The organism is Roseobacter sp. HKCCD6576-2, assembly GCF_013179285.1.
GTDB classification, from domain to species: Bacteria; Pseudomonadota; Alphaproteobacteria; order Rhodobacterales; family Rhodobacteraceae; genus Rhodophyticola; species Rhodophyticola oceani.
In genome coordinates this window covers 1,108,892-1,124,313 of the sequence record NZ_WVNW01000001.1, presented here as the reverse complement: position 1 = coordinate 1,124,313, position 15,422 = coordinate 1,108,892, and the positions used below count along the sequence as shown (strand labels likewise).

Genomic DNA, 15,422 nt, shown 5'->3' with positions numbered 1-15,422 from the left:
AACCCGATCGCTCTCCCATCCCATCTGGCAAGAGGCTTTCGGGCACCGTGCTCGGCAGACGCTGAGATGCTCCCATGACGTCAGATAGGTGTGCTGCGGCACGAATCGTCAGAATCATTGCTTAGGTGAGAGATTGTTTCGCGGATCCACACTGGGCTTGCCGCGACAGATGGACCGTTTCCGTTTCCTGAACCAGCGCCACAGTTCCGCCGCAAAATGGCCTGCGGTGCAAGAGTCTTCGAGACGCCGGTCCAAAGAACCCACAGGCCCGCCCCGCTAGCCTGATCCCGCAAACATCACGCAATTGCCTCCGATCCGACGCTGGATCTGGCCCCGGCTGACGGAGCCACACCAGCCCCGGGGGCAGGACCGTGAGCAAGGGACTGGACCGCATCATGCCAACCACCACCAAAGCGATATCGGCTGCGGCCGCAGTGCCATCCGCTCAGCGCCATTCCGGCCCTCTGCGGTTGTTCTGCGTTGCCAGCAACCCGACGCGGCACTCCCGCATCCCCCCCCTATCTGCAGAAGGATAACTCGACGATGACAACCGCTGAAAAAACCACCGCCGCCCCCGCAGCCGGGGTGACGTCCGAAATCACGATCACTTTGTCCAAAGAGGTGCTGGGCAAGCTCAGCACGCAGGTGGCGTTCAAGACGGCCGCCGATGTGCGCGCGTTGGTTGCCGACGCCATCAACACCTACGTCCAGATCGGCAATTTGCGCGCCAGCGACGTCGGGATTTTCGCCAAGCAAGGCGAAGACGGAGACCTTGTTCGGCTGCGCTTCCCCTTTGATCCCGCGCCGGACGCATTGATCGCCCCCACAGATGAAACGCCCGGCGCGTAAATCGACAGAAGCAAGGATCACATCATGGCCATCAAATCGTATACGTTTATTGGCGGATTAGGCGGCGAAAACGCTGGGTTTTCGGTATCCTCCGCAGGGGACGTCGATGGCGACGGGTTTGACGATATTCTCGTTGGGGGCGGCGGTTCCGCGCCCGTCGGTTTCAACACGTTCGCAACCCTTGGCTATCTGCTGACAGCCAAGGACCTTGAGGCCATCGATGCCGCTGATGGATCCGCTGACGGCGTGATTGATCTGGCCAATGTCGACAACCAAAGCAGTTCTTTTACCTTTGCCACGTTTAACGGATCGGCCAGTGGGAGTTTCACCATGTCGTCGGCAGGCGATGTGGATGGCGACGGGCTGGATGACCTGTTGATCGGCGATCCCGACAATAGGCTCAGTGGTGAAACCTTCCTGCTGACCGCCGCTGATCTGGCAAGCGCGGACGCCGCTGATGGGTTTTCGAACGGCGTGATCACTCTGGCCAATGTCGGAGCGCAAGCCGGTTCGTACCGTTTCATCGGCAACACCTCCAGTGGCGATCTAGGGCTATCTGTCTCATCTGCTGGGGACGTGGACGGTGACGGCCTGGATGATTTGCTCATCGGCGAGCCGAACGGCGGCAATCTTGCCTTGCGCGAAGGCGCGGTACATTTGATGACGGCCGATGATCTGGCCGCAGCCGATGCGGCGGATGGGTTTATCGACGGGATAATCCAGGTCGACAATATTTCCGCTCAACCCGGATCTTACAGCTTTACCGGCGAGAGCTTGAATTACGAGGCCGGGTCTGCGGTGACATCGCTGGGTGATATCGATGGCGACGGGCTTGATGACTTGGCCATTGGATCAGAAAACGCGGATGATGGCGGGCTCAGGTCAGGATCGATCTATATCGTAGCTTCCTCAAATCTTGCCGCGGCGGATGGCGCGGATGGGGCAACCGACGGAGAAGTCGATCTTGGAAATGTTGCGGCTCAAAGCAATTCTTACGAGATTCAGGGCGCTGGACCCAGCCAAAACACTGGCAATTCGATCGCCAATGTCGGCGATGTGGACGGGGACGGTCTCAACGATCTTTTGATCGGTGCGTTTCTTTTGGACGAAAACGGGAACAATGCCGGTGGTGCCTATCTGTTGAGCACTGCGGATCTCGCCGCAGCGGATGCAGCAGACGGTGCCGCAGACGGCGTCATCGACCTGGCAAACGTAGCTGGCCTGGGGTCGTCCTATCAGTTTATCGGGTCAGAAGCCGGGGAGCTGGCCGGATTTTCAGTAAGTGCCGCAGGCGATGTTGATGGCGATGGGCGCGGCGATTTGCTGATCGGGTCGAACAGCGGCGTCAGCTATCTTGTGGCGATCACTGATCTGGCCGCGGCTGATGCAGCAGATGGGTCGGTTGACGGCATCATCCAACTCGCAAATGTGAGTGACCAGGACAACTCCTACGAGTTCGAGGAGGGAACCGGGATCGGCAATGCTGGTTTCTCGGTCTCCTCTGCGGGCGACGTGGATGGCGACGGGCTTGATGACCTGGTGATCGGAGCGCCAGATGGTGGCGGGGGCGGCGGATACATCATCAACGCCACCGATCTGGCCGCCGCAGATGATGACGGCACAGGCGAGGACGGCATTATCAATCTGGGTGCCTTGTTCTTTGACGGTGTGGTCGAGGGCACCTCGGGCAACGATCTGATTGATGGCGACTACCTGGGCGATCCTGAATTGGACCTGGTCGACAACAACGACAACCCGTTGGGCAACAATGACGATGTGATCCGGGCCGGGGCTGGCAATGACACGATTGTCGCCAGCTACGGCGATGACGATATCGATGGCGGCGCCGGGCGCGACACCTATGTCAGTGCCGATCTTGGCACGAGCTACACGTTCCTTGGTCAGGGCTTTCTGGCAAACTCCGGCACTAGGGCGTCGATGATCGGTGACATCGACGGCGACGGGCTGGCAGACTTTGCAATCGAGTCGGACAATATCTTTGCGACGCTCCCGGACACACGTGAGGTCTTCATTGTTTCTGGCGCCGATCTGGAAGCAGCCGATGCGGCGGACGGCACTGTCGATGGCGTGATCAATCTCGAGAATGTGGATGAGCAGGCGAACTCCTACCAGATCATCGGTGGCCCGGACCAGTTCAACCCGGTCCAGGACATCTCTGCCGCCGGGGATGTGGATGGCGATGGGTTGGGCGATTTCCTGATCGGAATTACCCCCCTAACGGGGGGCGGTGGGGCCTCGAGCTATCTGGTGACCGGTGCTGGCCTGTCGGCGGCGGACGCAGCGGATGGCTCTGTCGATGGGGTGATTGCATTTGACAATATTGCCAGCCAGGCAGGCTCCTACGCGTTCGTTTCAGCTACAGGGGACGCTCTTGGAACCGCGGTCGGGACGGTCGGTGATTTCGACGGCGACGGATTGGACGACCTGATCCTTGGCGCCCCTTTGGCCGACGGGGCGGCGGATGCCGGTGGTTTCGATGCCGACGGTGATAATTACCTGCTTTCCGCCGCTGACCTGCAAGCGGCTGATGCCGCGGACGGTGTGGTCGATGGTGTGATCAATACCGCCAATATCGGCGCACAGGCCAACTCCTTCGTGATCCAGTCTGGTGGCGCCGCCGGCGCCAGTGCCGGCTACTCCCTATCGTCGGCGGGCGATGTCGATGGCGACGGTCTCGATGACTTCCTGGTTGTGGGTCCGGATGGTGGCCCCTCCATTGGCGATGCGGCGTTCCTGATATCCGCGGCGGAGTTGAGTGAAATCGACGCCTGGGATGGCAGCCAGGACAGCGTTCTGAACCTATCCGAATACTTTGACACGTTCTTCGGGGGCGCTGGCGGACCGGGTTCGAACTCATACCAGTTCACACCAGATGATGTGACGAGCAATGGACGCGGTTTCGGGCTGCAATTGGCCGGGGGGGCAGATCTGGACGGCGATGGCATCACTGACATCGTGATCGGCGAACCCGAAAACCCCAGCCCAGTGGCGGGCGATCCGGGATCGGTCTATTTCGTGAGTGGCACAGATCTGGCTGCGGCGGATGCGGTCGATGGGTTCGTTGATGGCGCAATCCAACTCAACCAGGTGCATACGCTTGCCAACTCCTATGAGTTCCGGGGCGAAAACGCAGGCGCCAATGCTGGCATAAACCTGTCGATCGTGGAGGATACCGACGGCGATGGTCTCAGCGATCTGCTGATTGGCGCCTCCGGCGGCTTTGGTGGAACGGGGACCGTTTACCTTGTCAGCAGCGAAGATTTTGCTGCAGCTGACGCTGCGGACGGGACTGTGGATGGGATTGTCGATCTGGGCAATGTCCATGATCAGTCCAACTCGTACCAGTTTGTCGGACTGCGAGGAAATGCGGTTTCAGGTGGCGATGATGTGGACGGCGACGGGATCGCCGATTTTCTCATCGGCTCGTCCGCAACAACGACAGGTGTTAACTCGTTCGAGGGCGGGGCAACCTACCTCATCTCAGGCAATGATCTTGCCGCCTTGGACGCGCTCGATGGCAATACCGATGGCATCATCAATGTCGGTCTTGTCACGCGGATCGACGACACAGTTACTGTTGATGTGAATGATGACGGCGACGGGACGGTGACAGGCACCTATGTTACCGGCACCGATACCATCACCTCGGTGGAGAACTACGTCGCAGGCGAAAACCCCGATGAGACTGACACGATCACCATTACCGATACCGGATCCGGGTATCTCACATCTGACATCTCTGGGCTCGACAACAACGCAACGGGCACGTTTACGCCCAACAACGGCGATCCGGTGGTCAGCTTCGCGCCTGGGTCCGGGACCGAGTTCAGCGATGTGCTTCAGGCGATCGAAAATGGCCCCTATGTCAGCGGCGGCACCTTCCAGATCACAGGTGGCGATGAAGACGGCCAGGTTGGCAACATCTCGTTCGAGAATTTCGAGACGATCAATTTCAACATCGTTTGCTTCGCTCGCGGAACGATGATCACGACGAAGACCGGGTTTGTCCCGATTGAGGATCTCGCGGTCGGCGCCGAGGTCATGACATTGGACAATGGATATCGCCCGATCCGCTGGATTGGGTCGCACAAACTCGATGCGATCAGTCTGAGGCACAAGCCGAAGCTCAAACCGGTCCGTATCCGCCAAGGCGCGCTTGGGCACGGCCTACCATACTCGGATTTGTGGGTCTCTCCGCAACACCGGGTGTTGATCCGCTCGGCAGTCGCGCAACGCATGTTTGGCCAATCCGAAGTGCTGATCGCGGCCAACAAGCTTCTTGATGTTTATGGATTTGAGATCGATCACGACGCGCAAGATATGGAGTATTTTCACATGCTGTTCGATCAGCACGAGATCGTCTTTTCGAACGGTGCTCCGACCGAAAGCTTGTTCACAGGGCCTGAGGCGCTGAAATCCGTTGCGCCTGAGGCCCGGGCGGAGATTCAATCCCTCTTCCCTGAACTCCTTGAGCCTGATTTCGTCCCGGTTCCCGCCCGGCTGATCCCCGAGAAGGGACGGCGGATGCGGCGCTTGGCCGAACGCCATCAAGCCAATGAGAGGCCATTGCTGGCGATGTAACGGCTTTTTGGCACGTGCCGCTATATTTTGTGGTATGGTCACGCATAGGCGCTAGAACTGCAAGCCAACAACGCTGTCCATGGAGCCCCTGGAGGGTCGGGTCTGCTCCGGCTCTAAGGGGGTCATCCTTGGAGCCAGGCAGTGTCGGGGGCGCGGTGTACTGCAGGGCGACGGAAACCGATCGAGCGGCCGGACAAGACCAAAAGCGAGACAAAGATTTAGGGAAACTCGGACTCTTGAATGTGCATCTTCACCACTTTTCGGTCAGGCGGCGAGATGAGCCGCCGGTTATCGAGACTGCGCGATCGGCATGGCGATGATGCCGGATAGCGCACCGCAGATCCCGTCGGTCTCGTTCGATACTTCGGCTTATGCGCCCGAGCATCGGATTGACGCGTGGTGTCGCTTCAATGCCGGGCTTTTCGAGCTGAGGAAACACGAGATCCCCGAGCACGGCTTCGCGGCCAGCGCCCAGTCCTACCGCGTTGGTCAGGCTGTCCTCGGACGTTACAGCGTTACAGGCAACATCGTCCGGCGCGCAGAGAACCGGTTGAAGGTCGAACGCGAGGATCTCTTCGTCTTGCGGCTGCACCGGGCCGGCTACACCAAAGGCGTAATGAGCGATGCGAGCTTCACAATGCAATCGGATCGCTTCACATTGTTCGATTTCCACCAAGATCTAAACGCCGAGACCGAGAACGTCGATTACATCAGCGTGACGATGCCCTATGCAGCCATCGGTTATGACCCGTCGCGGCACTCCAAGCTGCTCCAACTGCCCTATGCCTCGCCGGTGGGGCGGGTTCTGCGGAGCAATCTAGAGATGATGTTGGAGCTCGCGCCGACCCTCACGCAAAGTGAGGCGGCTGTCTTGGCTGACGGGTTCTCGGGTCTGCTCAAAGGGATCATTACCAGAGACCTGAGGGACGAGTCGGTCTTCCAAAAGTCTCAACAGTCTCTCGAAGTCGCCGCGCGGCGGTTTGTCGAGTCCAACCTGCGGGAACCATCTTTGGATGCCGGAACCATTTGCCGGTCGGTTGGCGTGTCTAGGCCAACGCTTTACCGCATGTTCGCAGACGACGGCGGGGTCGGTCGTGCAATCACAAAGCAGAGACTTGAACGTGCTTTTGAGGATCTGGCCGCATCTGAACCCGCGCGCGGCGCAATCGCGCGAATTGCCCGGTATTGGGCATTCAGCGACCCGGCATATTTTTCGCGGCTGTTCCGTGACACGTTTGGCGTCACGCCAAGCGAGGCCATTGGCTCTTCGATCGGATCACTGAAACCATCGCCATTGGGCCGACGGCACCATTCGCGCGCAAGCGAACGACCATCCTGGTCATTGGTCGATCTTTACAACATGGGTGGCACAGCATCGGTCTCTTAGATGCGACGGGTTTCGTGGTTCCCGCCGCGGGCGTTTTTCTCAGCACCGCGGCACGAACGCTGCCGCCCTGCGCGTGCGGATCATTGTCGGCTCAGGGCGACAAGTTCCAGAACAGATTTGTTTCGCTGACAAGATTTGCACCGAACTGCAAAGTCGCGCGAATGGTTGTTCCGTTCGCATCATAAAGAAGCTAAGGGTTTCGGTCTCCAGCAATCCAGACTTGAGAGGAGCCGATAATAAGCGCCCTGGAAAAGGGCCACAGATCCGGCTCGAACGAACCATAAGGGTTTAGAGATTATGGATTCACTGGCTCTATTTGGTATAGTAATCTCAAAACTACAACGGGAGTGGCAAAGGGTCACGAGAAATAAGCTGACGCTCTGACCACGGCAAGCGCAGCGCAGTGCTTGGAGCGCTTCGCGATCTACACCATCTGTTAACACTTCAATTGGCATAAGCCTTCATAGCAAGAACTCTGATGCGCCAAGATTCGACAACGAAACAGATTGCAGCACGATTGTATTCCCTGAGAGGTCGTCAATGATGACGTCTGAGCCCACTTGGCTCAAGTGATTGGCTGTAAGGTCAGCAAAGTCTACAATTGCAGTCACACCGGTGAGATCAATGACGTCGCCGCTCGCGAAGTCCGAGACGATGTCGCCGCCATCCCCGTCTACGAAGACAAAGGTGTCATCTCCCTCGCCACCGACCAGCACATCGGCGCCATTGCCGCCATTGAGCGTGTCGTTGCCTTCATAGCCATAGATATGGTCTGCGAAGCCCCAGCCTGTGAGGGTTTCGCTGGCGGCGGTACCTTCGATCATGGTCTGGGCGACGGTGTCTTAAGTATCTCCAGGCTGACGCCATCGGCGAACTCCCCTGCTATCGCAGACTATCAGATCGGCCTTCGTGCTTAACGGGCATCCGCCGCGGCGCATACACACGAGCGCTCGCGGCCAGTTGAGACAAGCGGCCGCGAGCAAGCTTTAAGCGATGCTTAGAACGAGACGTTCAGACCAAGCCGCAAACCGTGATCAGCGAAGTTGTCTGCCAAGCGGCCAGAGTAGCTGACGTTGAAAGTCGAGCTGCCCGACAACGCGATGTCCAGCCCGGCCTCAATCATCAACTCGTTGCGCGCGACCGGCATGCCTTGAACGTCGAACGCGTTCCCGAGGAGCGAGGCACTCTGCAACGGGTCTGTATCACCAAATGCATGGCGCCAGCCCAACATCCCGGTTGCGACCGTATTGACCCCCAGGCCGTCAAGCGGTGTTACACCACGGAGGCCAAGCGTCGCGAAGGTGGTGTTGGTCGAAACACCTGAAACGGTCAACGCACTCGTGCTGCCTGTTTCGGTGAAATCATCGCTGTCGTATGCGACATGGGTTAGACCAAAGAATGGCTCAAGCGCGTAGCGACCCACCTGATGCATGTAGCTGGCTTCGGCAAAGATCGAATAGCTGCGCGCATCATATTCGCCCAACGCGATATCCGTCCCGACGGTCGACAGGCTGCGCATCGTCTCAACATCATACTCGCTCATCAGAACACCACCGCTCCACTGCAGGCCCGGGCGGTTCTCGTCCGTGCTGAAATAGAGGCCGAAGGTGGTGCCATCCGCATCCGAACTGGCACCGGCATCATTGCGGATAGACGAGTTTGAATAGCCTGCCAAGATCCCAACCTGTAACCCGTTGGACATTTGGTAGTCGTATCCAAGGGCAAAGCCGCCAGAGTCACGACGGGTTCCGACGGTGTTGCCATCCCCATCGAAATCCGACCAAGACCCGAACCCTTCCATCCAGACACCTTCAGCGCCCGAGGTCCCGGCGGGGTCCGCACTCATGTTATTGCGGCTGACAAACCTGTTGCTTGGGGTGTTCCGCTGCTCTCGCAGCCGGTGCAAAAGCGTTTCTTGCATCACGACGACATCTTGCACAACCGCCGAGGCGCGAGAGCCATGGATCTCTCCGGCCAGTTGCTCATAGGCCTGACGGGCCGAGCTTGGCGACATCGTCAGAACCGTCTGTATCAGCGGATCATTCTCATCCAATCCCGACAGCACGCTGCTCAAACTACGTTGATTGGAGGTAAGCGCAATATCTTCTAAGCCGATGTCATTGCGCGACAGATCCATCCAGACTTCGGTGCCCGTGTAACTTAACTCTGGTGTCATGAAGGCCAGTTCTGACGTCACGCCATCAAACTCTCCTTGAACACCACCCTCCGCTAGAGCGATCCGGTATCTGGATAGCAGATTGAAGTCGGCAGTGCTTTCCTGGTGGCGCACGGTGCCGCCATCCACGGTAAGCGTGCCGGTAACCGACAGAAAGTCGCTGCCAGTTGGATCCGCATCGACCAGATAGAAAGAGCCAGCGTCAAAGCTGGCATCGCCTTGAACCGTCAGCGTGCCGACCGGGGCCAGATTGCCGCCCGTCGCCACATCAAGGCTAGACACCGTGCCGCTGCCGCCAAAGGTCCCGCCATTGAGAACATTAAGCGTACCACCCAGAGCCCCCTCGCGGAGCAGCAGGCTGCCGCCTTCGACGTTGGTCGTGCCGGCAAAGCCGCTGCTGTCAGCGGTCAGCGTCGTCTCGCCCGACAGATGCGAGATGGTCCCAATGCCCGTGAAATACGGGGCGAACTGATAACCTTCGGTATTGTGGTTAAACACCAGCTCCGCAGTCCCTGGGCCGAAGCGCACTTCATCAACAGCGACAATACCAGCGCCGACGGCTGCAGCGCCCCGCGCAGCCCCGATATTCACTGTCCCGGTCGAGCCCGCATTTTCGGCGATACGAAGGGTCGTGGTGCCAGCCCCTTCCGCCGCCTCCAAGGTCGCCCCATCTGACAGCGTCGCAACGCCCTCCCCGTTAAAGCCGACTCTCATGGTTGTCTCGACCGCAATACGGCTTTCAGCGCCGGATGCCTCCAGATCGCCGCTGCTGCCCGCAAACCAGCCGAGCATCACTTGGTTCGCTTGCAGACGGCCGCCGTCGGTGACTGAAGCGGTGCCAGAAGCGGGCGTAGTGGTGTGGTTGCCCAGGACGAACACTTCCCCAACCGTCAGAGCACTGCCAGCGCCGTCGATTGTCACTGTTGCAGTTGCGTCGTCGTTACGCGTGCCGACGACCATCCGTGCCGCCGCGTCCACGGTCCCACCGTCGCGGATGTTGAGCGTGCCGGACCCGTCCCTTAATGCCAGGTTCAAAGTGCCCGTGGTCACTGTGAAGTTCGAACCGGCACCGCTGACTTCCATTGTCGCCGGGCCGTCTTGACCGATTGTCGCCCCACCGGCCGTGACCCGCGCACCATTTGTCACGGAAACGGTCGAGCCTTCGGTCGCACCTGCCACCAAAGCGCCCAATGTGGCGGTCGTGCCAACACCATCGAAAGACAGAGTGCTGTCTTGGCTTCCCTCAGGGCCGCCCATATTGACGAAACCATCCACCACCAAATCGGCACCGTCAGAAAAACTGGCGGTTCCGGAGCCATAGAACCCAACTTCCAGCGAATTGGTTGTGAGAAGACTGTCGTTTCCCGTTACATTCAGGGTGCCCGATTGCTCGAATAACCGGTTGTTGGGATTAGCGTTGATGATGTTGACGCCGATGGTTGTGCTATTGAGGGTCAACTGGGCCCCATTTCGAATGGTCAGTTCAGCGCCCGCAAGCGACCCCAGAAACACGACGTCTACCGCGCGCGGATCGCCGCCGTCCAGAACGGGCTGATTGTCAACCGGCTGAGGTTGGTTCGGACTTCCAGAAACCAACAAATCGCGCGAGATGGTGACCCGATCTGTCTCTCCTGGAACACCGTCACTCCAGTTGGCGGCGTTGTTCCAGTCGGAATCCTCCGCGCCGGTCCAGACGGTCTGGGCCTGCGCGGCATCGGCCACAAAACTGGCCACGACTGCCGAAATGACCAAGCTGGCGATATTTATACGAGATTGACTGGCCGATGAGGCTGGCGAATTAATCACAAAGACTACTCCCTTTAAGTCTGTTTTCTGAAGTTTTCGAGATTTGTTTGACTTCTTCCTCGCCACCCAAAGGCTGGCGAGATCACGTAACGGTGTGTCTGATTGTCCCTGTTCCACTCACGTACTGCGATGGGCAGAGGGCGCGATTGATGGCGACGCGCGGCCACCAAATCTGCGGGCAAGACGCCCGGGTCCATTGGTGTATAGATTGGCATTGGTGTGCGGTTCGGTCGGGTCAACGCGCGCAGCCGCCCAGGGGCAAACAAGCGCCAAGATCGCTGCTTCGGTAAAGTAGGTTCCCCGCACGATCACCAGATACCGCGCGCCCATCCGGCGACTGCGTCCGGTTCTTGACACTCGTCGCGACGGTCGTTGCAACCAACACCGCCCGCATCGGCGCTCTGCGCATCCTCGCACCCCTTCACCACTGATCTTTGCGCCGTCATGAGCAAGATATTGCCGATTAGTTGCACATGAAAATGACAACCTCATGTCCGATGCCGATCACCCAAGAGCTGTTGCCCCAGCGCAACTAATTGCTGCACCAGCAAAAAAAACGAACGCTTGTTCATCAATTGTTAAGGCCGCCGAGAATCATCCCATGAGCGCGGGATGTCGTGATTGACGGGGATGGTGATGGCCGTTCAACCGGCCAGGCTCCACCGGCGGGCAAGACACCAGAGAGGATCGCGCCAAATCACACCTATAGTGCCGACCCAATCAGGCTTATCTTGAGCGGTTCGGCGCGACAGTACGCGTGGCACATCCCATGCTAGACGACGCGCCAATTGAGCCTGCGTTTGGTAAGGCAATTCGGATGCCTCGGGTCCAGACGCGCCGAGATGCCTATGGCATTGGGCCGGGTAAAACGGGTTGGAGCAACGGCAATCAGCTAAAGGACCGTCCGCTCACAGCAAGCCGACACGCCACAAAGAAAAACGCGGGCCGTGGCCCGCGTCTTGATGTGGTGCAATCGAGTGCTTGTTAACGGCTCGACCACGAATTCTGAATGTGGAAATACTGTAACCGATCTCGCGATGCGGTCCAAGCAAAAAAATCCTCAATCTGAAACTACGCTTCTGTCAGCACTCAACCTACCACTTATACCCCGGCAAACGGCGCCACACTTGTCATTGCGTGTCGGTCGACGGTGGCTTTGAAGTGCTACGCGCATTCTTGCGGCCTTGGGCGTCGCAAAGGACAAGCATCACCACTCTCCAACCGAATATCTATTAAATCCAATGGCCCACGCTCTGATTTGATTGCCAAAGCCACTCATTTTTATGACTAATGTGTTGTGGTAATTGGTTTGGAGCATTCTCTATGCACACGCGTCTCGGCCTCGATATCGGCACCAACTCCATCGGCTGGTGGCTCTATGAAACGGATGGCGACCGGATCATCTCCGTTCTCGATGGCGGTGTCCGCATCTTCTCCGACGGGCGCGACCCGAAATCGGGGGCGTCCTTGGCCGTGGATCGGCGCGCGGCCCGCTCCATGCGCCGCCGCCGCGACCGGTACTTGCGACGGCGCAGCGCGTTGATGCGCAAGCTGGCGGAGGCCGGCTTGATGCCGAAGCACCCCGCCGAGGCAAAGGCACTTGAGTCCCTCGACCCCTACGCGCTGCGGGCACAAGGGCTGGACGAAGCGCTTCCATTGCACCATCTGGGCCGGGCGCTATTCCATCTCAACCAAAGGCGCGGCTTCAAATCGAACCGCAAGACCGACCGAGGCGACAACGAGTCCGGCAAGATCAAGGACGCGACCGCGCGGCTGGATCAGGCGATGATGACCAAAGGCGCGCGGAGCTATGGCGAGCTCCTGCACATGCGCCGTGCCGCCGCGCCCGATCCGCGGCAGACGCCCTCGGTCCGCACCCGGCTGACCGTCGCGCGCCGCGGCCATGCCGAGAAGGAAGAGGCTGGGTATGATTTCTATCCTGATCGGCGGCATCTGGAGGAGGAATTTCACAAGCTTTGGGATGCGCAGGGCGCGTTTCACCCTGAAACCTTGACCGATGATCTTAAAGACGCACTCTTTGAGATCATCTTCTACCAGCGCCCGCTGAAAGCGCCGGCCATCGGCCTGTGTCTCTTCGCTGGCATGGGCGATGTGCCGGACGGCGAGCGCCGCCTGCCCAAAGCGCATCCGCTGACCCAGAGGCGCACGCTGTATGAGACGGTCAACAACCTGCGGGTCACCTCGGATGGGCGGGAGCGGCGCCCGCTCACCCTGGAAGAACGCGATCAGGTGATCGGGCTTTTGGACACGAAGAAGTCCACCAAAACCTTGACCTCTATGGCGATGAAACTCCCGGCTTTGGCCAAAGCGCTAAAGCTGCCGCCCGGGGCCCGCTTCACCCTGGAAACGGCCAATCGCGATGCCATCGCCTGCGACCCGGTGCGCGCCAGCCTGAGCCATCCAGACCGGTTTGGACCAAACTGGTCAAAGCTCGATCCCGATCAGCAATGGGAGATCGTGCGCAGCATCCAAGCAGTGGAAAGCGACGCCGAACACAGCGCTTTGGTGGATTGGCTTTGCGAAGCGCACGGGCTCAACCGGGACCATGCGGAGGCCACGGCACATGCACCACTGCCCGAGGGCTACGGGCGGCTTGGGGAAACCGCGACCCGGATGATCCTGTCCGTCCTGGAGAACGACAAGGATGAAGACGGCTATCCGCTGACCTATGCCGAGGCCGCAACGCGATGCTTCGGGCACCATTCCGACATGCGCACCGGCGAGGTTCTGGACGCCCTGCCCTACTACGGTGAGACTCTGGAGCGCCATGTGATCCCCGGCACTGGCGACCGGCATGATGACGACATCACCCGCTTTGGCCGCATCACCAACCCGACGGTGCATATTGGCCTGAACCAGTTGCGGCGATTGGTGAACGGTATCATCACCGTTCATGGCAAGCCGGATCAGATCGTGGTGGAACTGGCCCGCGAGCTGAAGATGTCGGAGAAGCAGAAAACCGAGGTCAACAAGAAGAACCGCGACAACCGCGCGGCGGCAGAGAAACGCAGCGAGAAGCTGGCCGAGCTTGGTCAAGCCGACACCGGCGCGAACCGGATGGTCCTGCGCCTCTGGGAGGATCTGGGGCATGATGTGATGACACGCAACTGCCCGTATACTGGGCAGCGGATCAGTGCGGGGATGCTGTTTGACGGCGCCTGCGACGTCGACCACATCCTGCCCTATTCCCGGACGCTCGACGACAGTTTCGCGAACCGCACGCTTTGTCTGCGTGAAGCCAACCGGGAAAAGCGCAACCAGACGCCATGGGAAGCCTGGGGCGAAACGGATCAATGGCACGCGATTGAAGCCAATCTGAAAAACCTGCCCGACAATAAGCGTTGGCGCTTCGCCCCAGATGCGATGGAACGCTTCGAAGGGGAAAACGATTTCCTCGACCGGGCGCTGGTCGACACGCAATACCTGTCGCGCATCGCCAAGACCTATCTGGAGGCGCTCTACACCAAAGGTGGACATGTCTGGGTTGTGCCCGGGCGCTTGACCGAGATGCTGCGCCGGCATTGGGGGCTGAACTCCCTGCTGCCCGACCACAACAAAGGCGCGGGCAAGGCCAAGAACCGAACCGACCACCGTCACCATGCCATCGACGCCGCCGTGATCGCGGCCACCGACCGCGGCCTGATCAACCGGATCAGCAAGGCCGCCGGACGGGAGGAAGCGGATGGGAAAAGTGCCGAAGACATCGCCCGAGACACACCGGAACCCTGGGAGCATTTCCGGTCGGACATCCGCACGCAGTTGGACAAGATCACCGTCAGCCACCGTGCCGATCACGGTCGCATCGACCCGCAGGCCCGCAAACAGGGCCGCGACAGCACCACCGGGCGGCTCCACAATGACACGGCCTATGGCATCGTCGATGACCAAAGCGTGGTCAGCCGTGTGCCGCTCCTTGCCCTGAAACCAGGCGATATCGAAGTGACATCGCGGGGCAAGAACATCCGTGACCCGTTCCTGCAAAAGCACTTGGCCCGGGTGACGCGCGGCAAGACGGCACCGAAGGAGATCGAGGCCGCTTTAGTGCAGTTTGCATCTGCTGAGACACTGCCCGATGGGAAAGACAACCCCTATCGTGGCCTCCGCCATGTGCGTCTGATCGAGAGCCTCCAAGCCTCGGCCCGGGTCGTGCCGCCAAGCCAGCCCTTCAAAGCCTATAAAGGCGACAGCAACCACTGCTTCGAGATTTGGCGGATGCCGGATGGCAAGCCGAAAGCCCAGGTCATCACCACGTTTGAGGCCCATGGCGCGGATCCGCGCAAACCCCATCCGGCGGCAAAACGACTTCTGCGGTTGTTTAAACGCGACATGGTGGCGATGGAGACAGACGGTCGCACGGCGACCTACTATGTGCAGAAATTCAGCCAGGCTGGCACCCTTTGCCTTGCACCACAAACTGAATCCAACGCGGATGCCCGAGACCGCGACAGCGCCGATGACTTCAAACTGATCAGGACCAGCGCAAGTTCAATGGTAAAGGCGGGGATTCGGCGGGTCTTTGTCGACGAAATGGGCCGACTGCGCGATCCGGGACCGGCAGGTTAGCGGCCAGATTCGCCCGAA

General features: G+C 59.5%; 6 protein-coding genes. 4 read left to right on the top strand and 2 right to left on the bottom strand.

The genetic code is table 11. The features are described from left to right. Positions 1 to 543: 543 nt before the first annotated feature. The 3 genes from GTF44_RS05575 (at position 544) to GTF44_RS05565 (ending at position 6,838) form a co-directional block, all read left to right on the top strand. A complete protein-coding gene (locus GTF44_RS05575) occupies positions 544 to 849 on the top strand; it encodes a hypothetical protein (RefSeq protein ID WP_171558131.1) in 306 nt (101 codons plus the stop codon). 24 nt (positions 850 to 873) lie between these two features. Next, positions 874 to 5,451, top strand: a complete 4,578-nt coding sequence (locus GTF44_RS05570; RefSeq protein WP_171558129.1) for a Hint domain-containing protein — start codon at positions 874 to 876, stop codon at positions 5,449 to 5,451. Positions 5,452 to 5,761: 310 nt separating this feature from the next. Next, on the top strand, positions 5,762 to 6,838 hold the full coding sequence (locus GTF44_RS05565; RefSeq protein WP_171558127.1) for a helix-turn-helix domain-containing protein: 1,077 nt from the start codon (positions 5,762 to 5,764) through the stop codon (positions 6,836 to 6,838). Between the two features lie 461 nt (positions 6,839 to 7,299). Here the strand turns inward: GTF44_RS05565 and GTF44_RS05560 are convergent, their stop codons facing one another. Further along, entirely contained in the window at positions 7,300 to 7,662 is a 363-nt protein-coding gene (locus GTF44_RS05560) for a calcium-binding protein (protein ID WP_171558125.1), read from the bottom strand. Positions 7,663 to 7,835: 173 nt separating this feature from the next. Continuing rightward, on the bottom strand, positions 7,836 to 10,820 hold the full coding sequence (locus GTF44_RS05555) for an autotransporter domain-containing protein (protein ID WP_171558123.1): 2,985 nt from the start codon (positions 10,818 to 10,820) through the stop codon (positions 7,836 to 7,838). A 1,323-nt stretch (positions 10,821 to 12,143) separates the two neighbouring features. Here GTF44_RS05555 and cas9 point away from each other — a divergent pair. Continuing rightward, a complete protein-coding gene (gene cas9 / locus GTF44_RS05550; protein WP_171558122.1) occupies positions 12,144 to 15,404 on the top strand; it encodes a type II CRISPR RNA-guided endonuclease Cas9 in 3,261 nt (1,086 codons plus the stop codon). Positions 15,405 to 15,422: the final 18 nt, after the last annotated feature.

What these genes read in the sequence shown, in the direction of transcription:
- GTF44_RS05575 (WP_171558131.1), top strand. Translation starts at nt 544, where the DNA reads ATGACAACCGCTGAAAAAACCACCGCCGCCCCCGCAGCCGGGGTGACG.
- GTF44_RS05570 (WP_171558129.1), top strand. Translation starts at nt 874, where the DNA reads ATGGCCATCAAATCGTATACGTTTATTGGCGGATTAGGCGGCGAAAAC.
- GTF44_RS05565 (WP_171558127.1), top strand. Translation starts at nt 5,762, where the DNA reads ATGGCGATGATGCCGGATAGCGCACCGCAGATCCCGTCGGTCTCGTTC.
- GTF44_RS05560 (WP_171558125.1), bottom strand. Translation starts at nt 7,662, where the DNA reads ATGATCGAAGGTACCGCCGCCAGCGAAACCCTCACAGGCTGGGGCTTC.
- cas9 (WP_171558122.1), top strand. Translation starts at nt 12,144, where the DNA reads ATGCACACGCGTCTCGGCCTCGATATCGGCACCAACTCCATCGGCTGG.